The organism is Mesorhizobium sp. WSM4823 (assembly GCF_055811195.1).
In genome coordinates, this window is sequence record NZ_JBVVQL010000007.1 from 138,288 (window position 1) to 161,800 (window position 23,513).

Here is a 23,513-nt window from a genome sequence, read left to right on the forward strand (position 1 = left end):
GAGATCCGGCGTTATTTGGCAATCTCGCGTGCAAGGGAAAACGCTTCCTGGAAATCGAGCGTGATGGTTTTTTCGGCTTCGATCATTCGTTTGAAGAGGCCGAATTCGACCTTATATTTCACGTTGCCGATGGCAAGCGGACCAATGCCGACAGCGTTTGTCGCTTCGATCGGATCGCCATTGGCGTTGACGGCTACGCCTTCGATGCCGGCCGGCGGGACCGCATTGACGTCGGCGGCAATAAGCAGGCCGTCGCCTTTCAACTGGGCTTTCGAGACCACCTGGACGCCGGCCTTGGCGCAAGCCAGGATTACTTCGCTCGCCTCGACCAGCTTGATCTTGCGGGCGTCGCTCGACCCGTCAGCCGCGTCTACGTCGATCTTGAATCGGCTTTTGATCTCTGCCGCGATCTGCTCGACCCTTTCGATGCCGTCATGGCCGACAAGCGTGACCCGGGCGCCCTCCCTGGCGGCGATGACGGCGGTGCAGAAGCCGACGACACCGGTGGCGCCGAAAACCGCGATCCTGGTGTCTTTCAGCCCACGCTCGAATTTTTTCTCCAGCGCTTTTTCGACCTTGGCCACCATCGCCGCGGCGGTGGTGAACGAGCCGGCCGGGTCAGCGAATACCGAAACCTGGAAGGGCGGCACCATCGCCTTTCCAGCTGCGTCGAACATGTCGAGCGCCAGCGAGGCATCCTTGCCGGCGATGAAGATGCCGGTATCGACGCCCGCATCGGGCGGCCGCGAAAAGATCGCGTCCTGCACGAGGCCTGTCACCTCGCCGAGGCTTACATCGACATAAGGGACGACGGCGTCGAAGCCTGCATCGAGCGCCATATTCACGTCGAAAGGGCTCATGTGTTTCAACGGCGTCAGCATATGCAGGATATGTTTGCGGGCCATTTCTCGCCTTTCTGCCATTTCTCGCCTGTCAGCTTGAACGTGATCGCGTTGCCGACCCGTCAGCTGCCGACGAGATCAAGTCTGGTCGAATTGATCTTCGCGCCGGAATTCCTGCCCTTGACGATCCTGATCTCGATGCCGTCTTCAACCGTCTGCTGAACGGTGCTGACGAACCCGACTGCTGCCTCCTGCGATGGGGCAAAGGCAAATCCTGTCGGTCCCCACGAGCTCTGGCCGATGCCGACGGCGCCTGATTCATTGAGAGCATGGGCCACCCTCTCGACCCGCTTGGAGGTGAAAACGCCGCCTTGCGCCGGGGCGAAATGGGTGCCGATCAGCATCTGGATCGCGGCCACGGCGGCGCCGAAGGCTGGAAGGTCGTGTTCGACCAGAGCCGGCATGATGCCCATCAGCACCCGCCGGCAGATCTCGCCGCTGCCGGCAGCCGGGAAGGGCGGCAGCGAACGAAACGCCGCGATTTCGTCATCGCCGTGCAGTCCATGCCCGGCATGGTCGAGGATCAGGATGACGCGCCACTCTTCCGGAAACGGCAATCGCGCCACGACCGGCGGCGGCCTGCCGCTGTCGTCCTTGCCGGCGTCGACAATGACACCGCCGCTGTCGAAACTGGCGATGCCGATGCCGGATCGTCCGCCGCGATCGAGCAGGGTCGCGTCGCCGCCGACATCGAGAGGCAGTTTGTGGAGCGTGCGCAGCGCCGAGGCGACGGCAAGGGCAATCTGCGTGCCGGAGCCCAGGCCGGCATGGCTCGGGATCGACTGCTCGACCACCAGACGATGTTGGCTGCGAATGCCAAGATGGCTGCAGAGCGTCGACAAATGCTGGCTGGCGCGACGGCTCTCGGTGCCTTCGACAATGGTCTCGCTGGACCGCGACAGGGTAACGACTGTTTCGGGTTCGCTTAGAGGTAGCCCGACGCTGCCAAAGCGGCGGCCGGTATCGCCGTTGAGATCGAGGAAACCAAGGTGCAGGCGGGCGGGCACTCGTATGGTAACAGAATTCGACATCTACCCCCCGATGGGTGCATCATAGACGCATCATGGAAGTTTAGGTGCCCATCGCCATGATAGCTGTTTTCGTCGAAGGGGCAAGCCGGAGAGAGTGCATTCGTTTTATCTTCTTTGGCCCTGGTGCGAAAACGGACCGGGCAATTCGCGGAGATCGAGATGAGCGAGACGCTTAAGGAAAAGGTCTATTCTGAAGCCGAGATTGCCGAGCGGCTCGAGAAGGAGCTGCCGAAATGGTGCTACGAGAACGGCTGGATCCGACGCAAATACAAAACCCACAGCTGGAAATCGACGCTGATGGTCATCAACACGGTCGGCCATCTCGCCGAGGCGGCGTGGCACCATCCCGACATCACGGCGTCCTATGCCTGGGTCGAGGTGCGCCTGATGAACCACGCAGCCAAGGGCATCACCGACAAAGACTTCGAGTTGGCCAAGAAGATCGAGGATGTCGTCCAGTGGCAGCCGGCCAAGGAAGGCGGCGCGCTGGAAGGCACTCCGCCGACCGATCAGCGCTTCGCTTACATCAAATATGATTAAGCGCGGTCGGAATTTGTTGATAGCATATGAAAAACATTCGCTAATCTGCCGACAGGCGGGGTTCACGGCCAATTCAGTTTCGTCTAGGATCAGGCCGGCACCAGAAAGTAGCGTAGTGAATGGCGGTTGCTTGGATCGGCAACCGGGAAACGCTGGTCGAGCGCGCGGCTGCACATGCCGCCGCGCTGTTGGGGTCAAGCCGGTGCCCGGTCTTCAGCTTGGATACGGATATACACGGCACCAGGGCGGCAATCGCGCTGGCTGAGCGGGTTGGCGCGGCATACGATCATGCCGACGGCGCGGCAGTTTCCCGGGAGACCGCGCTTTTTACCGACAAAGGCGCGATGACGGTTGCACCCGGCGAGACGCGCCGGCGCGCCGATGTCGTGGTGATTGTGGGCGAACTCCCGCAGATCCATCATGAATTTGTCGGCGAACTCTCGGCCACGGTTCCCGATCTCTCGGCCCCCGATCTCTCGGCCAAGAATCAGCGCGAATTCTTTCTGGTCGGGTCGAACGGGACGTCTGCGCCGCCGTTGAGTAACGGGCGGGCGGCGACGCTCCTGTCCTGCGGCGAGGCAAGCCTCGGCGCGACGCTGGCAGCGCTGAGGACGCAGTGCAGGGGACGTCAGACATCGCAACCGGTGTCTAATTTCGACGATTTCGCCAAAGCCCTGGAGGGTGCGCATTTTCCCGTCTTTCTATTTTCTGGCGACGCGACCGAAGGCCTGGCGCTGGAGATGCTGCAAGGACTGATCACTGACCTCAACCGCAAGTCGCGCGCATCCGGCCTTCATCTGCCGGCGAGTGAAAACGGCTGGGGAAGCGCGCTCGCCTCGACCTGGATGACGGGTTTTCCGTTGCGCACGGGCTTTGCGCGCGGCTTCCCGGAATTCGACCCCTGGCGTTACGATGTCGGCCGCATGATCGCTGCCGGCGAAGCCGACCTGCACCTGCGGATCTCCTCCTCGATCGTCCAGCCGCAGAAGAAAAAGAACCGCATGGCGCTGATCGCCTTGGCGAAGACACAGGAGCCGGTCGCGGGCGCTGCGGTCACCATTGCCATCGGCGAAGCGGGCGTCGACCACGAGGCGGTGGTCTATTCCAGCCGCACCGGTTCGCTGCGGTCGGTCGATGCGCGAGCGGCGTCCGAACTGCCTTCTGTTGCGACTGTTATCCGCCTGGTTGCCAGTCATGTCTCCGCCGGGACGGCATTGCCATGCTGACGAAAATTGCGGGCGGCGACATCATCGATCCCGTCAATGGGCGTCTCGGCAAGGGCGACCTCTGGATCGGGGACGACAAGATCGTTGCGGCGCCGGCGGGGGGCACTGCCGACCGGACCATCGACGCTGCCGGCTGCATCGTGATGGCGGGCGCCATCGACATCCATTCCCACATCGGCGGCGGCAACGTGAATACAGCACGGCTGCTCCTGCCCGAGCAGCATGCCGCGCATCAGGCGCGGCCAGCAACGACGCCGCTCTCCAATGCCGGCTGGTCGACGTTCCAGACCGGCTGTCTCTACGCCAAAATGGGTTTCACCACGGTCGTCGAGCCGGCGATGTCGCCGGGAGCCGCCCTTCACACCCATCTCGAACTGGCCGACATCCCGATCATCGACAAGGCGACGCTCGCCATTCTCGGCAACGACGATTTCCTGCTGTCGATGATCCGCGACGACGCTTCCTCTCAAATGATCGAGGACTATGTCGCCTGGACCGTCTCCTCGACGCGGGCGCTTGGGGTCAAGGTGATCAACGCCGGTGCGGCGGCGGCCTTCAAGGAAAACGTCCGCACCTTCTCGCTGGACGATGTGGTGCCTTCCTATGGCGTCAGCTCGCGCAAGATCGTCAAGACGCTGCAGGCGGCCGTCGATAGTCTTGGCGTCCCACATCCTCTGCATGTCCATTGCAACAATCTGGGCAGCCCAGGATCGGCGGATACTGCGGCAGCGACGATCGCGGCGGCGGAAGGGTTGCCGATGCACCTCGCCCATCTCCAGTTCTACGGCTACGGCACGGAAGGCAAGCGCAGGTTTTCCTCGGCCGCGGCGCGTCTTGCTGAACTGGTCAACGCGACGCCGGAGGTCACCATCGACATTGGCCAGGTTATGTTCGGTCAGACGGTCACTGTCTCCTCCGACGTGATGCGGCAGTTTTCGGCGCGTGGCAGTGCGAGCCCGAAGAAATCCGTCATTCATGACGGCGACGGTAACGGCGGCGGCGTCGTGCCCTACAGCTATGGCAAGGATTTCTATGGCGCGATGCAGTGGGCGATCGGGCTCGAGCTTTTTCTCCTGATCGACGATCCCTGGCGTGTCTTCTTCACCACCGATCATCCCAATGGCGCGCCGTTTACCGCCTATCCGGCCCTGTTCGAGCTGCTGATGAGCCGGGAAGCGCGCGCCGAAGCGATTGCCGGACTTCCAAAATCCGTCATGGCGCGTTCCACCCTGGCCACAATCGATCGCGAATACACGTTCGAGGACATTGCCATCATGACGCGCGCGGCCCCAGCCAAGCTGCTCGGGCTGACAGACCGGGGCCATCTCGGCGCCGGCGCCATAGCCGATATCGCTGTCTACCGCAGGGACGGAAACATAGCGAAAATGCTCGGGCAGGCGGCGTATGTGTTCAAGGATGGCGATCTCGTCGTGCAGGATGGGGAAATCACCCATTACCGTTGGGGCAAGGCGCTCAGGCTCAAACCGTCGCCGGACAAGGCCATGGTGCGGCGGCTGGAAGACTATCACCAGCAACGCTATGGCCTGTCGCTGGACTGGTTCAATTTCCCAGAGTCCGCGATCGCGCGCGAACAGCCATTCGGCGAGGTTTCATGCCGAACGTAAGCGTAAATGGCATCGTGATCGACGATACCTTTGCCGAGGCGTTCGGTATGCGCGCGACCGCCATCATCATCACGGCGCCGAACCGGAAATGGGCGCGCCAGGCGGCGATCACCATGACCGGCTTTGCCACTTCGGTGATCGGCTGCGGCTGCGAAGCGGCAATCGATGTCGAACTGCCGCCATCGGCCACACCGGATGGCCGGCCCGGCTGCCGCGTGATGATTTTTGCGATGGGAACCGACGAACTGCAGAAACAACTGCTCAATCGCGTCGGCCAATGTGTCTTGACTTCGCCGGGTTCGGCCTGCTTCGCCGGGTTGGAGGGCAGCGCCGAGCTGAAGCTCGGTTCGGCGCTGCGTTATTTCGGCGACGGCTGGCAGATTTCCAAGAAACTCGGCGGCAGGCATTTTTGGCGCGTTCCCGTCATGGACGGCGAATTCCTGTGCGAAGCGACGACCGGGCTGACGAAGGATGCCGTCGGCGGCGGTAATTTCTTTGTCATGGCTGAAAGCAGCGCCAAGGCCTTGCTTGCCGCCGAGGCCGCGGTTGCCGCGATAGGCCTGGTGCCCGGCGCGATCGTGCCATTTCCGGGCGGCATTGCCCGTTCGGGTTCCAAGATCGGCGGTAAATACAAGGGCATGATCGCCTCGGCCAACGAAGCCTACGCGCCGACGCTGCGCGGCGTCGTCAGGAGCGAGCTCGGTCCCGACATCAACGCCGTCCTGGAGATCGTCATCGACGGCGAGACCAACGATGCCGTTGCCGCCGCGATGAAGGCCGGCATCAAGGCGGTCATCGAGCTGGGGCCGAAGAGCGGCGCGGTTCGCATCGGCGCCGGTAATTACGGCGGCAAGCTCGGCAAATTCATCTATTCGCTGAAGGATATGCTGCCATGAAGGCGCTGACCTTCACCCTTGTCGCCGAACCGCCCGAGCGCCTCGACCTGTCGCTGCTGACGCCGGAGCGGCTTGCCGGGATCGAAAGGCGCGACATCGAAAGAATCCAGATCGGCATGTCGAAGCATGGATCGAAGGTCGGCGATATTTTTCGCGTCGCCGGCAACGATCCGCTGGACATCGTGTTCGAAGGCGGCAGCGCGCGCCTTGATCGGGTGGCGGAAGGCATGCGAGGCGGTTCGGTTCGCGTCATCGGCAATGCCGGCGCCCAGGCCGGGCGCGTCATGCGCGGCGGCAAGCTGACGATCGAAGGCAATGCGGGGCCGCATGCCGGCTCCGGCATGCGCGGCGGCAGGCTTGAAATAACAGGCAACGCCGGCGATCACCTCGCTGCGCCGCTTGCCGGGGAGCTGGCCGGCATGAATGGCGGCGTGCTGATCGTCAGGGGCAAAGCCGGCGCTTTTGCCGCTGACCGCATGCGGCGTGGCCTGATCGCGGTGCTGAAAGGCTCGGGCGACAATGCCGGCAGCCGCATGATCGCCGGCACGCTGGTGGTGGCCGGCGGCACCGGCGAGATGCCCGGCTATCTGATGCGTCGCGGTTCGATCCTGCTCGATCGCGCGCCGAAAAGCCTGTCGCCGAGCTTCGTCGAATGCGGCGCGCCGGAGAGCGTCTTCGCCGCCGTCATCGATCGCCATCTGATCGCGGAAGGTATTTTGAAACGGCCGCTTCTGGGCAATGCCCCGCAAAAATATGGCGGCGATAATTCGGTGCTTGGAATGGGTGAGGTTCTTTTCCCTCGCTGAGGCGTACAGCTACGATCGATCGCCTATCTTGATCGGCTCCGTCCCGCCACAGGATTTCGCTCATCTAGTTCTGCTTACCTTCTACCTGCCCCGCCGCCAAAATCCGGGTTTCGCTTTTGCAGTTCCTAGACTTCTACATTTTCGGATATGATCAGATCGACCGGACACCCACTTGTTCCGGTCGGGAGGCAATTCTTGGGGAACCTAGGCAACCCGAACAGGGCCACCGACGGCGTTCCGATCACACGGCGTGATCTGATTGCGGCCGCTGTTTCGGGTGCGGCGATCGTATTCGCCCCCGTTGCCCTCGGCGCCGAAGAAGAGAGTTTCAAATTCGGCCTGACGCCGGTCTTCCTCTCGAACGATCTCGAATTGCTTGGCCATCTGCGCAGCTATCTGGGCGCCAGGATCGGTGGCCGGATCGAGCTCGTCACGCGCCGCACATATCAGGAAATCACAGCGCTGCTGGTTTCCGGGCAGATTCAGTCGGCGTGGATCTGCGGCTATCCATACGTGCAGTTCAAGGCCGATCTCGACCTTGTCGCAACTCCGGTCTGGCACGGCGAGCCGCTCTACCAGTCGTACCTGATCTCTTCGGCTGGTCGTGACGTGGATGACTGGATCGGGTTGAAGGGCGACGTCCATGCGTTCTCGGATCCTGATTCAAATTCGGGGTTTCTGGTGACGCGGGCACTGCTTGCGGAGAACCGCCAGCTGCCCGGCAGTTTCTTCGCGCGAAGCTTCTTCACTTACGGACATCGAAACGTCATCAGGGCGGTCGCCTCGGGCCTCGCTCAGTCGGGCAGCGTAGACGGCTACGTCTACGAGGTCATGCGCGAGACCGAGCCGGATCTGGTGAAGCAGACAAGGATCGTCCGCAAGTCGGAATGGCTGGGCTTTCCGCCAATAGCGTCGCCGAAGTCCGCCTCCAACGATCGACGCGTCAAGGCATTGCAGCAGGCTTTGATTTCCATGCAGGATGACGCCGAAGGTCGGAAAGTCCTTGCCCTGCTTCGTCTGGACGGATTCGTGGCAACCGATCCGTCGCTCTTCGACGCGATTGCGGACAAAGTGGAAACCGTGAGGCAGTTTGGATGAAACTGCTCCGGCGTTTCCGATCGATTCCCGTCTCGTACCGCGTGCCGGTCTTTGTCGCTTTGCTTATGGTGGTCATCAGTGCAGCCATTTCCGAGCGAGTGCTCGACCGGCTGTCGCGGACACAGGAAAGCTTCCTCAACGGCCTTGCCGAAACATATCTGGATGGTCTTTCATCGGCGGTCGTGCCGGCCGTGTTGCGGGCGGACGTCTGGGAGGTGTTCGACGCGCTCGACAGATCCTCGGCGTCCTATGAATCCCTCGCTCCGATCGAAACCGTGGTGACCGGCTCAGATGGCAAGGTACTCGCAGCGAGCGATCCGAACCGGATCGCGACTTTTTCCGAGTTGTCGGCGGATTACCTCAATCGCTATGGTCCCGATGTCGTGACGATCAACAAGGCCAAGTTGACCGGGTTCGCCCACCGCGATCTCGTCTATCAGGGTCAGCCAATAGGGACGATCCACGCCACATTCGACGTTTCGCACCTCTTTGCCGAGCGGCGTGAGATTCTGGTCACGCTGCTCATTACCAATGGCGTGCTTGCGGCTTCGTTTGCGCTGGGCGGGTTCATGCTGGTGAGACAGATGATCGGCCCTATGCGGGTGCTGGAGGATCACATGCGCTCCGCAGCGCATGGCGCTGCCGAACCAATCTCATCCAGGGAAATCCCGGCCTGGGATTCCGAAGTCGCGGGCCTGTTCCGCGGCTATAACGCCCTCGTTCATGCCGAGCGTGAGCGCGCGAACTTCGCCATGCAGCTCGCCGAGGAAGAGAAGCTGTCGAGCCTCGGGCGCCTCGCTTCCGGCATGGCGCATGAGATCAACAATCCGCTTGGCGGCCTGTTCAACGCATTGGACACGTTGAAGACCCATGGCGAAACCCCCGGTGTTCGCGACACATCGATCAGCTTGATAGAGCGCGGCCTTGCGGGCATTCGGGACGTGGTGGAGGCCGCGCTCGCGACTTATCGGCCAGAACGATCGCAGCGCCCCATGACTGCTACCGATCTGGATGATGTCCGTCTGTTGCTCAAGCCGGAATTGCGCCGGAAGCGGCAGCGGCTTGATTGGGGCGTCGAATGGAACGGCGAGCCGGAACTGCCCATCCGAGGCGGTCCGGTCCGTCAGGCGGTCCTCAATCTCCTCCTCAACGCAAGCGCCGTCACTCCTGAAGACGGGGTGGTTTCGCTGAAGGCGACGAGCTGGGAAGACCGGTTGCATATCGAAATTGGCGACCAGGGCTCCGGAATGCCGTCCGACATCGCGGGGATTCTCATCGATCAGGATCCCGGTCCCGCCTTACGCTCGGGGCGTGGGCTCGGCCTCTGGATGATCCGCCGCGTGGTTGACGACCTCGGCGGACGTGCCAGTATCGCACCCAAAAGAGGCGGAGGGACGGCGGTCACGCTCACAATTCCCTTCGACAGAAAGGACGCTCAAGCCCATGCCGCCTGACCGCGCCCGGATAGGCCTTGTCGAGGACGATCCCGTCATGGGAGGCTCGATCGTCCAGCGCCTCGAGCTCGAGGGCTGGCGAGTGACGTGGTGGCAGTCGGGGCGAGATGCCATCTCCGGAATTGAGGGCCTCCGCGATTCCCTCGATCTGGTGATTTGTGACGTCCGCCTCCCGGATATTTCCGGCGAAGTGGTTTTCGGCGAGCTTGCCAATTTGCCGAATTCCCCACCCTTTATCTTCGTGACCGGCCATGGCGAGATTGACCAAGCTGTCCGGTTGATGCGATCCGGCGCGGTCGATTTCATGACCAAGCCGTTCGCGATGGATGAATTCCTGCGACGCATCGATGCCGGGCGGCGGACGACGCATAACCAGCTTCGCCTCAAGGGCTATTTCCTCGGCGAGTCCCCGGCCATCCAGCATGCTGAAGATCTGCTGCGTCGTTACGCGGGCCACGATCTGCCTGTGCTGATCACCGGCGAGACCGGATCCGGGAAAGAGGTCGCGGCCCGCCTGCTTCATGAGGTTTCGGCTCGGCGCCTGGAGCCGTTCATCGCCGTGAACTGTGCGGCTATTCCCGCCGAACTGCTCGAAAGCGAGATTTTCGGCCACGAAAAAGGGGCGTTTACCGGTGCGCAACAGCGGCACCTCGGATACGCCGAGCGGGCCGGAAAGGGCACGTTGTTCCTGGATGAGATCGGCGATATGCCAATCCCGCTCCAGGCAAAACTGCTCAGGCTCATAGAGGATGGCAGTTTCAATCGCGTAGGGGGCGAGACGCCCTGCACGTTTCGAGCACGGGTCGTTTCGGCCACTCATCGCGACCTTGGCCAACGCGAGGGGGACCAACGCGACGGGCCGTCGCGCTTCCGCGAAGATCTCTATTTTCGACTTGCGGTCCTGCCGGTGACGATTCCACCGCTGCGCGAGCGGCATGAGGACATCACCTGGCTTCTCGACAAGTTCCTCGAGAATGCAGCAACCCGTTCCGATACCCGGATCCGAGGCTTCAGCGCGCTGGCCGAGGAGGCTGCACTTGCCTATCCCTGGCCCGGAAATGTGCGGGAGCTTAGAAACCGCGTTGAGCGGGCGGTGGCGTTGTCGACCAGTGAATGGATCATGCCCGGTGACCTGTTCCCGGAACGGACAACAAAGCCCGGAAGCGCCGCATTCGCCCCGCTGGCCGACGTTCGCGATGCCGCGGAGCGGCGGCAGATAGAGCGCGCGCTGGACGAAACCGGCGGTCAAATCGCAAAGGCAGCCGGGCTGCTGGCGATCTCCCGAACGACGCTTTGGGAGAAGATGACGCGGCTAGGCGTCGCCGATCGGGCGCGTTCGACTTCCTGAACCTTCGGCGTGCAGCATGTCCGAATTCCCGAACGTGCAGGCTCCATGGCGCTGCCTTTCCAGCAGTTTCTCGAATGAAATCGGCGGCTTCTGGGTTGGCACGGGCGTTGCCAGGCCGCTTGCGACGATTTCGCCAAGGGGAGGAATGCATGGATCGCTGCAACAAGCTGGTCGACGTCGGCCGCCGTCAATTTCTAAGAGGAGGAGCGTTCGCCGCCGCCGGCGTGGCCACCGCTGTGGCGCTGCCGGCGCAAGCTCAGGTCAAGGCTGCACCCGGCCTGGCACTGGTCGAATACCCGTCGAACAAATTGGCCAATATAGCCGATTTAAAACCAAACGAGCCTTTCGATGTCGGCTATCCCGATGAGAACGCGCCCGGTGTGCTGCTGAAACTTGGAATGAAAGTGGAAGGTGGCGCCGGTCCTGACGGCGACATCGTCGGGTTCTCGACCACATGTCCTCACAAGGGCTTCCCGCTCAACTACAACGCCGACGACCACTCGTTCAATTGCCCTGGCCACTATTCGCGCTTCGATGCCGATGCCGGCGGGCAACAGATATGGGGGCAGTCGACCGCTAACCTGCCGCAATACGCGCTCCGCATCGACGACAAGGGCGACATCTATGCCGAGGGCGTGGATGAGCTGCTCTACGGCCGTCTGAGTAACGTACTTTAAGGGAGGATCGGATCATGGCTTACAAACGTCACATCGACCGCCTGCCGATCATTCCGGCGGATGCGAAGAAACACAACGTCACCTGCCACTATTGCATCGTCGGCTGCGGCTATCACGCCTACACCTGGCCGACCAACAAGCAGGGCGGCACTGATGCCACGTCAAACGTATTCGGCGTCAATCTCGCCGAGCAGCAGGCCGCCGAAACCGACGCCTGGTACGCGCCTTCGATGTACAACATCGTCAAACAGGACGGTAAGGACGTCCACATCGTCATCAAGCCGGATCACGAATGCGAAGTGAACTCCGGCCTCGGTTCGGTGCGCGGCGCCCGCATGGGCGAGCTGCGCTACTCGACGGCCCGCGGGTCGCAGCAGCAACGGCTGACCGACCCGATGGTCTGGCGGTACGGCCAGATGCAACCGACCTCATGGGAGGATGCCCTCGATCTCGTTGCGCGTGTCACGGCTGCAGTCGTCAAGGAACAGGGCGAAGATGGGCTGTTCGTCTCCGTCTTCGATCACGGCGGCTCGGCCGGCGGCTACGAAAACACCTGGGGCACTGGAAAACTCTATTTCGGCTCCATGAAGGTGAAGAACATCCGCATCCACAACAGGCCGGCCTACAATTCCGAGGTCCATGCGACCCGCGATATGGGCGTCGGTGAGCTGAACAACTGCTACGAGGACGCAGAGCTGGCCGATACGCTCGTCTCGGTCGGCAACAATCCGCTGGAGACGCAGACCAACTATTTCCTGAACCACTGGGTGCCGAACCTGCGTGGCACTTCGATGCAGAAAAAACAGGCGCAGCTTCCGGACGAACCGCATGCCAACGGGCGCATCATCTTCGTCGATCCGCGCCGCACCGTATCGGTCAACGCGGCCGAAGCCGAAGCGGGCAAGGAAAACGTCATGCACCTTGCCATCAATTCCGGCACGGACATGGTGCTGTTCAATGCCTGGCTGACCGAGATTGCGGACAAGGGCTGGGTCGACAGGGCCTTTATCGACGCATCGACCACCGATTTCGACAAGGCGCTCGCCGCCAACAAAACCACGCTCGAGGACGCGGCGAAAATCACCGGGCTGACTGTCGAGCAGATCCGTCAGTCGGCGGCATGGATCGCCGAGCCCAAGGAAGGTAAGCGTCGACGCACCATGTTTGCCTACGAGAAGGGCCTGATCTGGGGCAACGACAACTATCGCACCAACGCCGCGCTGGTGAACGTCGCGCTCGCCACCGGCAATGTCGGTCGCGAGGGTGGCGGTTGCGTGCGCATGGGCGGTCACCAGGAAGGCTATGTGCGTCCCTCCGATGCGCATGTCGGCCGGCCCGCCGCCTATGTCGACAAGCTCCTGATCGAGGGCAAGGGCGGCGTCCATCACATCTGGGCCTGCGACCACTACAAGACCACGCTGAACGCCCACCAGTTCAACATGGTCTACAAGATGCGCACGGACATCGTGAAGGATGCGATGAGCAAGGTGCCGTATGGCGACCGGCAGGCGATGGTCGACGCCATTCTGGCTGCCATCAAGGCCGGCGGCCTGTTCTCGGTCGATGTCGACATCATCCCTTCGAAGATCGGGGCAGCGAGCCATGTCTGGCTGCCGGCTGCGGAATCAGGCGAGATGAACCTGACGTCGATGAACGGTGAACGTCGAATGCGTCTCGTCGAGCGCTATATGGACCCGCCCGGCAATGCCAGGCCGGACTGCCTCATCGCGGCCGGGCTTGCCCAGCATATGGAGAAGGCCCTGCGTGACATGGGCGACAATGCCTATGCCGACCAATTCAAGGGCTACGACTGGAAGACCGAGGAAGACGCCTTCATGGACGGCTACAACAAAAATGCCGGAGGAGGCGAGTTCGTCACCTATGAGCGCCTGAAGGCCATGGGCAATAACGGGTTTCAGGAGCCCGCCACAGGTTTTGAAGGCGGAAAGATCATCGGCACCAAGCGTCTCTATACCGACGGCAAGTTCGGGACAAAGGACGGCAAGGCGACCTTCATGGAGGCGCAATGGCGCGGCCTGCAGGCGCCGGGCAAGGAGGAGCAGAAGAAGAACAATAAATACCTCATCAACAACGGGCGCGCGAACCAGGTCTGGCAGAACGCCTTCCTCGACCAGGAGAGCGAATTCGTGATGGATCGCTGGCCTTATCCGTTCATCGAGATGAGCCCGGACGACATGAGCGAACTCGGCGTGAAGAATGGCGACCTCGTCGAGGTTTACAATGAGAGCGGCTCAACCCAGGCGATGGTCTACCCGACGCCGACCGCCAGAAAGGGCGAGACTTTCATGCTGTTCGGATTCCCGACCGGCGTGCAGGGCAACGTCATCAACGCCGGCACGAATGAGCTGATCCTGCCGAACTACAAGCAGACCTGGGCAAACATCCGGAAAATCTCGGATGCGCCGGAAGGCGTGAAGCACCTGTCGTTCAAGTCGCAGGAATATCAGTCCGTCTGAGGCGGCTCGCGCACGCATCAGGCTGTCGATGCCGCCGACCAACGCCATGAGGCAGCGGGGGGTCTCGAGCTTCCGTCGAGCGCCACGGCGGAGCCTCCGAGGCGCGCAAAACCCAGTGCGATCGCCAGGCCGACCGCAGACCTCACGGCTGCGTCGGCCGCGTGGCGGCGGCCAGCGCGTCGATGTCGTCGTGGAGCGCCTGGCTGTGGTGGTAGAGCCGGTCGAAAACGGGTTGGGTGCCGACAAATCGGCGCATTACGATATGGAAGAGCCGATCGGCGTCCCGTTCCAGGAAACCGCCGTCTTTCTGGAAACCGGCGGCCGCATCGGCGGTCGCATCCGTAGAGAGCCGTCCGCGTGACTTTCGCTAATTCTCCTCGACGAACACCTCTTCGCGCTTCTTCTTGATCCCGGGCAGGAAGACGATGACGAGCACGGCGAGTGCGACGAAGAGCAGGCCGGCGCTGATCGGTCTCGTGAGGAAGGTGCTCGGGTCGCCGCGCGAGAGAATCATGGCACGGCGCAGGTTTTCCTCGAGCAGCGGGCCGAGCACGAAGCCGAGCAGCAGCGGCGCCGGTTCGCAGCGCAGCTTGGTCAGGAGGTAGCCGAGGAAGCCGAAGAAGGCGACGGCGTAGAGGTCGTAGATGTTGGTGTTGACGCTGTAAACGCCGATCGAGCAGAACGCCATGATGATCGGGAAGAGCACGTAGTAGGGGATCGTCAGCAGCTTCACCCAAAGCCCGATCAGCGGCAGGTTCAAGACGATCAGCATCAGATTGCCGATCCACATCGAGGCTATGATGCCCCAAAACAGCGCCGGCTGTTCGGTCGCGACATTGGGGCCGGGCACGATGCCCTGGATGATCATCGCGCCGATCATCAGCGCCATGACCGGGTTGGCCGGAATGCCGAGCGTCAGCATCGGGATGAAGGAGGTCTGGGCGCCGGCATTGTTGGCCGATTCCGGTCCGGCGACGCCTTCGATGGCGCCCTTGCCGAATTCCCCCGGGTTTTTCGACACGCGCTTTTCGACCGTGTAGGAGGCAAAGGCTGCAAGGATCGCGCCGCCTCCCGGCAGGATGCCGAGCGCCGAACCGATGATGGTTCCGCGCACGATGGGCGCCGCCATGCGCCGGAAGTCCTCGCGGGTCGGCATCAGGCCGGAGACCTTTCGGATCATCACGGAGCGCTCGTGCTCGTTTTCGAGGTTGCGCAATATCTCGGCGACGCCGAAGACGCCGACCGCCACCGCGACGAAATTCAGCCCGTCGGCATATTCGCGGATGCCGAGCGTGAAGCGCGGCGCGCCGGTGTAGATGTCGGTGCCGACAAGGCCGAGCAGCAGGCCGAGCACGACCATCGCCAGCGCTTTGACAATCGAGCCGTGGGCGAGCGCGACGGACGAGACGAGGCCGACGACCATCAGCGAAAAATACTCGGCGGCGCCGAATTGCAGCGCGATCGCCGTCAGCGGCGGAGCGAAGATGGCGACGAGGAAGGTCGACACGGTACCGGCGAAGAACGAGCCTATTGCAGCGATCGCGAGCGCCGCCCCGGCGCGGCCGTTCCTGGCCATCTGATAGCCGTCGATTGCGGTGACGGCGGAGGAGGATTCGCCGGGCATGTTGATGAGGATGGCGGTGGTCGAGCCGCCATATTGCGCGCCGTAATAGATGCCGGCGAGCATGATGAGGGAGGAAACCGGGTCGCCGATCTGAAAGGTGATCGGCAACAGCATGGCGATGGTCGCGGTGGCGCCAATGCCGGGCAGGACGCCGATCAATGTGCCGAGAAGGACGCCGATCAGGCAGAAACCCAGGTTTGCCAGCGTCGTTGCCGTCGAAAAGCCAAGCGCCAGGTTGTCGAGGAGTTCCATATTCATCGCCTCACAATACGAGCCATGGCGGCAGCCATGGGCCGAAGCGCCGGAACGGCAGGCCGAGCGCGTAGCTGAAGACGAGGAACGCAAACAGGGTGAGGCTGGCGGACAGTACGAGCGCGGTCAGCGGCCTCATGCGGCCGCTGGCAAAGGATGCGATCAGCGCCGTCAGGAAGATCGAAGGGATGAAGCCGAGGCCTCGCACTGTCAGGCCGAAGAAGATCGGGGCAGGCAGGATGAACAGCATGCCGCGCCAAGCTATATGCCCGATCGGCTCGCTCTCGAAGCGCACCGCGTCGACGAGGATGACGGCGCCGAGCAGGATAAGCACGATCGCCAGGACCAGCGGGAAATAGCCCGGCCCCATGCGGAAGGCGGTGCCGATTTCGAGACCGAGCGACTGAGCTGCGAAAAATCCGCCGAGAAAGATGAACAGCACAGCGCATACGCCGTTGGTCGTGTCGATCGTGAAAGGCTTCATGACGTCCTCCCAGGCCGGCGCCGCGGGCACGCCGGTACAGTGCGAAAGCGGGCCGAAGCGGAAACGGGGCGCTGGTGGCGCCCCGCTCAAATCTCAGTCGGCGTACTGGCCGGCGGCTTCGATAATCGGCTTCCAGCGCGCAATCTCGCTTTCCAGCTTGGCCTTCAATGCGGCCGGTGTCGCGTCCGCGTCGGACGACGGCTTGGTGCCGAGCTCGGCGAAGCGGGCGACGACATTCTGGTCTTTCAGCGCGACCTGAAGCGATTTCGACAGGCGATCGGTGACCTCGGCCGGCGTGCCCTTGGGCGCGTAGAGGCCGTGCCAGATGCCGACCTGCACCTCCGGGAGACCGGCTTCCGTCGTCGTCGGCAAATCTGGCAGCACATCGAGGCGTTGCGGCGAGGTGACGGCGTAGGCCTTGATCGTGCCGCCCTGGATTTGCTTGGTGGTGTTGGTCGTCTGGTCGCACATGATGTCGACCTGGCCGCCGAGGAGATCGGTCATGGCCGGACCGGTGCCCTTGTAGGGCACGGTGACCAGCGGCGTGCCGATCGCGCTCATGAACAGCATGCCGCACAGGTGCGAAGCCGCACCTATGCCGGCATTGGCGACGGTGACGGTATCCTTATTGGCCTTGGCGTAGTCGACCAGCCCTTTCAGATCCGTCGGCTCGAGGTCCTTGCGGGCGACGATGGTCATCGGCACATCTGTGACGAGGCCGACATATTCGAAGCCGTTCAGCGTGTCGTATGCGAGCTTTCGGTATAGCGTAGCACTGGTCGCCATGCCGATGTGATGGAGGAGCAGCGTATAGCCGTCCGGCTCCGCGTTGGCGACGCGACCGGCGCCCAGTGTGCCGCCGGCGCCGCCGACATTCTCGACGATGACCTGCTGGCCGAGATCCTTCGACATGGCCTCAGCGACGAGGCGCGTGACCGTGTCGGTCGGTCCGCCGGCCGAAAACGGCACCACGACGGTGATGGTGCGTTCGGGATAGGTCTGCGCGCCCGCGGCGAACGGATAGAGCGTGACGGCTGCGGCGGCGGCCAGAGCGACGGCGAATTTTCTCATCGTGATTTCCTCCCAGGATATAAATTCCGGCGTCTAGAGTTCCTCTCAATACCGGCTGTGGATTGAGCAATAACTAGCGCAAGCTAGCGGATTGCAATCGGACTCAAACCGCAAACTGCGATTTATGCACAATCGGAGGCGCAAAATGGGTGGAAAGCTGACATCGTGCCGTAGGCGGTTGCCCGATGGTCGAAAGCCGATAGCCATGCCCGGCGTGCTGCGAATCAAGCCGACGTCGACTTGCGAATGGCATGTTCGACGCCGCGGAGTTCGGCCAATCCCTTAAGCCGGCCGATCGCCGGATAGCCGGGTTGGGCGCCTCGCGTCAGGTCGTCGAGGATATCCTGGCCATGGTCGGGGCGCATCGGGATGATGGCGTCCGCGCGGCCTTCCTTCTTGCGCCGCGCTTCCTCTTGGAGCAGCGCCGCCACCACCGCGACCATGTCGGTGTCGCCGGCAAGATGCTCATCCTCGTGGAACGAGCAGGGGGTGCCGGCTACTTCCTTGCGCACATTGCGCAGATGCGCGAAGTGGATTTTTGGCCCGATCCGCCCGATCATGCCGGGGAGATCATTGTCGGGTCTTGCGCCGAGTGATCCCGTGCACAGTGTCGCCCCGTTGGCCGGGCTATCGACTGCGTCCAGAATGTACCTGTAGTCGGCCTCGGCCGACATGACGCGCGGCAGGCCCAGCAGCGGAAACGGCGGATCGTCCGGATGGCAGCAGAGACGCAGGCCGAGGCGCTCTGCCGTAGGCACGACCTCCGCCAGGAAGTCGACGAAATGCCGGCGCAGGGTTGTTGCGTCGATGCGGTCATAATTTGACAGTTGAGCCGCGAGACCTTGGAGAGACGTGTCTTCGGTCGAGCCGGGCAGGCCGGAATTAACGTTTCTTGCCAGCGCCTTGCGCGCAAAATCATCCATCTGCGCGTATCGCCGCCCCGCCTCGGAGACGATCTCCGGCGTGTAATCGCCGAGCGCCCCCTGGCGTTTCAGGATATGGATGTCGAATGCGGCGAAGTCGATCAGATCGAAGCGCATGGTGGTGCCGCCGTGCGGCAGGCGCCAGGCAAGATCGGTGCGGGTCCAATCGAGGACGGGCATGAAATTATAGCAGATGACCGAAATGCCGGCCCGCGCCAGGTTTTCCAGTGATGTCCTGTAGTTTTCTATGTGGCTGCGCCATTCGCCGACCTGCGTCTTGATCGCTTCGGAAACCGGCAGGCTCTCGACAATCTCCCAACTGAGATCACTTGCGCTTCCATCCGGCAAAGACGCGACTTCGCGCTGACGCCTTTCGATTTCGGCGGGCAGCCAGACGGCGCCATGAGGAACGTGGTGAAGGGCCGAGACGATACCTTGCGCACCGGCTTGACGCGCGTCCGCGATGGTCACCTTGTCGACCGGGCCGAACCAACGCCATACATGTCTCATTCGAACGCTCCGTTAGAAAGAATCGCCATGCGGCTGCACGCCCGCGCTTCCCGCCGCGGCGGGGTCCGCTGCTCCTCTTTCAGAGGCTGCTATCAGATTCCGATGCGTCTGACACCCATCCTGCTCGGGCCTGTGCCGACCAATGGTGATGCATTGGTGCTGACCGGTCGGCACGAATGGCGATGCCGGCATCGACCTGGCATCAATGAGCGTCAGCGAAATTCCTGGCTAGAGCAGCGCTTCGTATAGATCGCCGATCTTTTCAACCTCGAAATCTGCTGCCCTGCTCTTCAGGAGGGCGGCGGAAGTGGGGTGGTCAAGCATCTCAGCCATCGCCTTTGCCAGCGCCTCGGAATCGCCGACCGGCACCAAGGCGCCGAAACGACCGTCATCGAGAATCTCGCGCGGGCCATGCGGCGCATCTGTGGAGACCACGGGGACCCCGGCAGCCATGGCCTCGACCAGCACATTGCCAAAGCCCTCGCTCGTGGAGGAAAGGACGAACAGATCGGCTGCGGCGTAACAGGCGGCGGGATCGTTGACGTAGCCGGCAAAGAGCACATCCGCGCCTATGCCGAGTTCCTGGGCATAGGCGCGCAGCTCGGCAGCCAACGGACCTTCGCCGAAGATGGCAAGCCGGGCGCGGCGGCCGGCGCGCAGGGTAGCGAAAGCCTGGAGCAAGGCCCGATGATCCTTGACCCGCACCAGGCGACCGGCGCTGGCAATGACCGGGCCATCGCCCATCGTCGCCAACTCTGCCTGCCAGGCATAGGATTGTCCCTGGAGCGCCGCGGCCGGCGGCAGCGGGTTGTTGATGACGACGACCTTGGATTTGGGGAAACCGCGGGCCGCAATATCGCGGCCGACGCCCACTGAGACGGCGATGGCCTTGGTTGCGCGCGCCGCAACCAGCGCGGAAAGCCAGACCGCTATTCTCGCGCCGAGGCTGCTGGAAGGCAGTGAGGCCGCGGCGTGGAAGCTTGGAAAGAACCGCGCTCGGCTTCGCGCCAGAAGAAGCGCCAGCGTCACGACCAGATTGGCAAATTCCGGCGCGCTATAGACCGCATGGGGACCAAGGCGGTTGAACAAACGTGCGCTTCGCACGATGCCTTTCAGCGTCTCCCACTTGCCGTAGCCTTCGCCCCGGATGGGAAGGTTGAAATCGACCAGATGCACGTCAGGGGAGCGCAGCGCGGCGTTGGGTCCTTCCGCGTTCCAGGTAAAAAGTGTGACATCGTGCCCACGCGACGCCAATTCATTTGCCATGAGGACGAAGACACGCTCGGCGCCGCCGCCCCTGAGGCTGGCAATGTGAAAGACAACGCGCTTCGCCATGCCTGGATTCAGGCTTGGCCGACGGCAATGCCCGGTCGGTCCGGCGGCTGGCGCATGTCGCGCCAGATGCCCATGGCAATGGCGAGCAGCATGCCCAGAGCAAAGCCGGCGAAAGCCCCCAGGCCTGCCATCAGAGGGGTGCGGGGCGGCCACGAGCGCCCGTTCGGCGGCACTGCGGTGGAAATTACCTGTACATTCGTGGTGTCGATCTGCTCGCGTTCGGCGATCTGGCGTGCGCGAGACAGGAAGCTTTCATAGACCGCCCTCTTCGAGGCGGCATCGCGTTCAAGCTCACGTAAGGCGACCTGGGACTCGCTGTCGGTGAAAACATTGCTCTTCAGATCGTTCATCTTGGCGCTGAGAGAAGCCAATGACGCGTTGGCCTTATCCAAGTTGGCTTTTGCCGTGCCGACCGTGCGGGCGAACTCCGCCCTGAGTTGAGAACTGACGGTTTCGAACTCGGTCCTGAGCCTGACGATCGTCGGGTGGCGCGGACCAAAGGTCATGGACTGTGAATCGATTTGCTGCCGCAGGCCGTTTGCCTTGTCGCGCAATGCTGCGAGTGCTGCCGAATCCGCGGGGTCAGGATTGGCTCCATTGACACCGGAGGCAATCAAGGCGTCGTAGCTTGCCTGCGCAGCGATGACGCGCGATTGCGCCTCTCCAATTTCGCTGTTGAGCTGCGTCATCGTCTGCGAACTGACGAGCTGGCCATTGCTGGAGGACAGGTTATGGCTGCGCCTGTAGTTCTCGACCTGCTCTTCGGCCGCCTGCACGTCGCGCTTGAGCTGGCCGAGCCGGGCGTCAAGAGCAGCTGCGGCGCGGCCGGCTCCGGCAGCTTCGGCCTTGGCCAATTCCTCCTGGAAAGCTTTCACTATGGCTTGCGAGATCAGGATCGCCTTGCCGGAGGTTTCTGCCGATACCGAGAGCGTCGTAACGAACGACATTTCGTCTGCAGTGACGTTGACCCGCTCCGCCAGGTTTTTCTGGGCGATAAGCTTCGGATCGGGTTTGCCGCCACTCGCTCCAACAGCAGGCGTGGAGGCGCTCTGGTCCGGGTCGAAAAACTCCGGATCGTTGGTCAGGCCGAGCTCGTCCACTACCCGCGCAAGCACGTTGCCCGAGGTCAAGATACGCTGCTTGCTGCGCGCGTTGAGCAGTTGGCTGTCGACCTGGCCCGGTTGCGAGTAGAGATCGTTTTCCACGACCTGCAAATTGGCGGGATTGATGAGGACTTCCGTCGTGACCGTATAACGTTGTTTGCTCAACAATCCATAGGCGGCGCCGACGACGCCGCCGGCCACTGCCAGCACGCATGCCAAGACGAGCCCGGCACGCAGCCAGACAAACAGGCGCCGAAAATCGAGCTCGAGGAAATCGCCGATCTTGTCAAGCGTCACCGTCGGGACGGGTTCGGGCGTGTGCGGGGTGACAGGGGCGGAGGTGCGTGCCATAACGGGGGCATCCTGTTGCAGCCTTGCCCTGCTGGCGCGCCGCGCATTGGCGATCCGCTCGAGCGCGCTGATATCGGAATCCGCTGCAGAGGGAGGGGTTGTGCCGGAAGCGGCGGACATGGTGCCAACTCTTGTTATCTTGCTATGCGGCCAGCACTACAGAAAGATCGTTAACATCTCATTTTCCAAGAATGACGATAGAATACCACCACTTGGACGGCCCGCCGAGCTTGATTTGGCTGGGATCGGAGATCTCTGCGAAGCCTTGCTTTATACCCCACGTCCTGTTGGTAGCGGCAGTCGGACGGTCGTGCCGCAGCGGGTAGCGTGTTGTTGCATGTGGCCGGCCTCAGGGCGGTCCGCATATTCGGAATGTTTTGCCGTCGCACGTTAGATTTGGCGAACGGCCAAGCGCCACTCGAAGAAATCTCACTTACCGGCCAAGTGTGAGTGATTGTCATGAAGTCGGTAACACGCACTTAACGGCCCGCCTGTATTTGAAAAGACGGTAATGCCTTTTGAAGCACTGACCGCGGCCTACAGGATGGCGTCAGTCGCCTGCGGGAGAGGAATGTGCAGAAGTTCTATTCGGTCCAGTATCTTCGCGCCTGCGCCGCGTTGCTGGTTCTGTTCGCACACGCTTTTTCTTACCAGATCGGCATAGACAATCCGATTATCGTGACTGCGGGTCGCCTTGGCGTTATTCTGTTCTTCGTCATTAGCGGCTTCATAATGGTCTACATTACGGGAAATGGCCCTTTCTCTGCGCCAACCTTCCTGAAACGCCGGGCGATCCGGATCATCCCCCTCTACTGGCTTTTCACAAGCCTCGCCGCACTTCTGGCAGCCGTTGCACCAAGTCTGTTCCAGACGACCGTCTTTACATGGCCCCACTATCTCCAGTCGCTCTTCTTCGTCGTCCACCAAGCGCCCGAACGAGATGGCGTCAGCCCAATTCTCTCACTCGGCTGGACGCTCAATTATGAGGCCTATTTCTATATCGCCTTCGCGGTGCTCGCATTCCTGTCCGTAACGTCGCGCGCATTTGTGCTGACGGTCTTTTTCATTGCGATGTGGCTGGCCGGGCTGTTGATGGCTCCCGCCAACCCTGTTCTCCAGTTCTATCTGAACGCTTCTCCGGTGGCGTTCGTCATCGGCATGTGGATAGGCCGGCGCTATCTAGACGGCGGCTTCGCTTCCGATACACGCCATGCCTGGCTACTCGGGCTTACGGCCGCGGCAGGCGTAGCGCTTGCATTCGTCGATGACGGCACGTCGCTCATGACCCAGATCAGCTTCGCGGGGCAGGTAATGTGGGCAGCCAGCCTGCTTCATCTTAGCCTCATTCTGGAACCGAAACTCAAGCACTGGAGCCTGCTCGAAGAGCTCGGCAACGCCTCCTACGCGCTCTACCTGTCGCATATCTTCGTGATTGGCGCCGTGGCCTACTTAGCCAAGCGCACCATCGGCCACGAACATCCGGCAACGGTGTTTCTGGTTTCGGTGGTCAGCATCGTGACGGCCTGCATCGCTAGCCTGGTGATCCACCATATGATCGAGAAGCCGATTCTTCTCGTTCTGAACGGCAGACGAAGGGTTAGGAACGCACCGGTTCCTTACGCTGCCACCGGTAACAAATAAGAAGACCGTGCAACGCCTGCGCTGCGTTGATATCCGGGCTGGCCGTTAACGTCTCATTTTCCAAGTTGGCATATTTTGCCGACATACGCCGCGTCCGTTCGGCGGTCCGTTGAAATGGATCTCGTTGGCCGGAATGCCG

The 23,513-nt window shown here is 62.2% G+C and carries 20 protein-coding genes; 12 read left to right on the forward strand and 8 right to left on the reverse strand.

The window, feature by feature from the left end; translation table 11 throughout:
* Positions 1–11: 11 nt before the first annotated feature.
* Both AC0L26_RS19210 and AC0L26_RS19215 read right to left on the reverse strand, forming a co-directional pair.
* Positions 12–905, reverse strand: coding sequence for an NAD(P)-dependent methylenetetrahydromethanopterin dehydrogenase (locus AC0L26_RS19210; RefSeq protein ID WP_473633965.1), 894 nt, complete (start codon positions 903–905; stop codon positions 12–14).
* Between the two features lie 59 nt (positions 906–964).
* Positions 965–1,933 (reverse strand): beta-ribofuranosylaminobenzene 5'-phosphate synthase family protein, encoded by a 969-nt coding sequence (locus tag AC0L26_RS19215; protein ID WP_473633966.1) that lies wholly within the window; start codon positions 1,931–1,933, stop codon positions 965–967.
* A gap of 159 nt (positions 1,934–2,092) precedes the next feature.
* Here AC0L26_RS19215 and AC0L26_RS19220 point away from each other — a divergent pair, with 159 nt between their 5' ends.
* The 11 genes from AC0L26_RS19220 to AC0L26_RS19270 all read left to right on the forward strand — a co-directional run bounded on the left by AC0L26_RS19220 (position 2,093) and on the right by AC0L26_RS19270 (position 14,441).
* Complete coding sequence (locus AC0L26_RS19220; RefSeq protein WP_473633967.1) at positions 2,093–2,473, forward strand: 4a-hydroxytetrahydrobiopterin dehydratase; 381 nt, start codon at positions 2,093–2,095, stop codon at positions 2,471–2,473.
* A 119-nt stretch (positions 2,474–2,592) separates the two neighbouring features.
* Complete coding sequence (locus tag AC0L26_RS19225; protein ID WP_473633968.1) at positions 2,593–3,699, forward strand: tungsten formylmethanofuran dehydrogenase; 1,107 nt, start codon at positions 2,593–2,595, stop codon at positions 3,697–3,699.
* Entirely contained in the window at positions 3,693–5,324 is a 1,632-nt protein-coding gene (locus AC0L26_RS19230; RefSeq protein ID WP_473633969.1) for a formylmethanofuran dehydrogenase subunit A, read from the forward strand. Before AC0L26_RS19225 ends, AC0L26_RS19230 begins: the two co-directional genes overlap by 7 nt.
* The gene (fhcD, locus tag AC0L26_RS19235; protein ID WP_473633970.1) at positions 5,312–6,220 is read left to right on the forward strand and encodes a formylmethanofuran--tetrahydromethanopterin N-formyltransferase; all 909 of its coding nucleotides are present in this window, start codon (positions 5,312–5,314) and stop codon (positions 6,218–6,220) included. Before AC0L26_RS19230 ends, fhcD begins: the two co-directional genes overlap by 13 nt.
* The gene (locus tag AC0L26_RS19240; protein WP_473633971.1) at positions 6,217–7,026 is read left to right on the forward strand and encodes a formylmethanofuran dehydrogenase subunit C; all 810 of its coding nucleotides are present in this window, start codon (positions 6,217–6,219) and stop codon (positions 7,024–7,026) included. The genes fhcD and AC0L26_RS19240 overlap by 4 nt, the downstream gene beginning before the upstream one ends.
* Positions 7,027–7,221: 195 nt before the next feature.
* Positions 7,222–8,124, forward strand: coding sequence for a substrate-binding domain-containing protein (locus tag AC0L26_RS19245; RefSeq protein ID WP_473633972.1), 903 nt, complete (start codon positions 7,222–7,224; stop codon positions 8,122–8,124).
* On the forward strand, positions 8,121–9,578 hold the full coding sequence (locus tag AC0L26_RS19250; protein ID WP_473633973.1) for a sensor histidine kinase: 1,458 nt from the start codon (positions 8,121–8,123) through the stop codon (positions 9,576–9,578). Before AC0L26_RS19245 ends, AC0L26_RS19250 begins: the two co-directional genes overlap by 4 nt.
* Positions 9,568–10,926 (forward strand): sigma-54-dependent transcriptional regulator, encoded by a 1,359-nt coding sequence (locus AC0L26_RS19255; RefSeq protein WP_473633974.1) that lies wholly within the window; start codon positions 9,568–9,570, stop codon positions 10,924–10,926. The genes AC0L26_RS19250 and AC0L26_RS19255 overlap by 11 nt, the downstream gene beginning before the upstream one ends.
* 149 nt (positions 10,927–11,075) lie before the next feature.
* Complete coding sequence (locus tag AC0L26_RS19260) at positions 11,076–11,603, forward strand: arsenate reductase (azurin) small subunit (protein WP_473633975.1); 528 nt, start codon at positions 11,076–11,078, stop codon at positions 11,601–11,603.
* 14 nt (positions 11,604–11,617) lie between these two features.
* Positions 11,618–14,080: an arsenate reductase (azurin) large subunit gene (locus AC0L26_RS19265; protein ID WP_473633976.1), complete on the forward strand. Its 2,463-nt coding sequence runs from the start codon at positions 11,618–11,620 to the stop codon at positions 14,078–14,080.
* Between the two features lie 115 nt (positions 14,081–14,195).
* Entirely contained in the window at positions 14,196–14,441 is a 246-nt protein-coding gene (locus AC0L26_RS19270) for a hypothetical protein (protein WP_473634125.1), read from the forward strand.
* 6 nt (positions 14,442–14,447) lie between these two features.
* On the opposite strand, the gene AC0L26_RS19275 is transcribed toward AC0L26_RS19270, so the two are convergent.
* The 6 genes from AC0L26_RS19275 to AC0L26_RS19300 form a co-directional block, all read right to left on the reverse strand.
* Positions 14,448–15,956 carry a tripartite tricarboxylate transporter permease gene (locus AC0L26_RS19275; protein ID WP_473633977.1) on the reverse strand — a complete coding sequence of 503 codons (1,509 nt, stop codon included), beginning with the start codon at positions 15,954–15,956 and terminating at the stop codon, positions 14,448–14,450.
* A 10-nt stretch (positions 15,957–15,966) separates the two neighbouring features.
* Positions 15,967–16,440, reverse strand: coding sequence for a tripartite tricarboxylate transporter TctB family protein (locus AC0L26_RS19280; RefSeq protein WP_354487425.1), 474 nt, complete (start codon positions 16,438–16,440; stop codon positions 15,967–15,969).
* A gap of 93 nt (positions 16,441–16,533) precedes the next feature.
* Positions 16,534–17,511, reverse strand: a complete 978-nt coding sequence (locus AC0L26_RS19285; RefSeq protein ID WP_473633978.1) for a tripartite tricarboxylate transporter substrate-binding protein — start codon at positions 17,509–17,511, stop codon at positions 16,534–16,536.
* Between the two features lie 224 nt (positions 17,512–17,735).
* Positions 17,736–18,944, reverse strand: a complete 1,209-nt coding sequence (gene uxuA / locus AC0L26_RS19290) for a mannonate dehydratase (protein ID WP_473633979.1) — start codon at positions 18,942–18,944, stop codon at positions 17,736–17,738.
* Between the two features lie 228 nt (positions 18,945–19,172).
* Positions 19,173–20,279 carry a glycosyltransferase gene (locus AC0L26_RS19295; protein ID WP_473633980.1) on the reverse strand — a complete coding sequence of 369 codons (1,107 nt, stop codon included), beginning with the start codon at positions 20,277–20,279 and terminating at the stop codon, positions 19,173–19,175.
* A gap of 8 nt (positions 20,280–20,287) precedes the next feature.
* Entirely contained in the window at positions 20,288–21,853 is a 1,566-nt protein-coding gene (locus tag AC0L26_RS19300) for a GumC family protein (protein ID WP_473633981.1), read from the reverse strand.
* Positions 21,854–22,306: 453 nt separating this feature from the next.
* Between AC0L26_RS19300 and AC0L26_RS19305 the strand changes: the two genes are divergently transcribed.
* Entirely contained in the window at positions 22,307–23,374 is a 1,068-nt protein-coding gene (locus AC0L26_RS19305; RefSeq protein WP_473633982.1) for an acyltransferase family protein, read from the forward strand.
* Positions 23,375–23,513 lie beyond the last annotated feature (139 nt).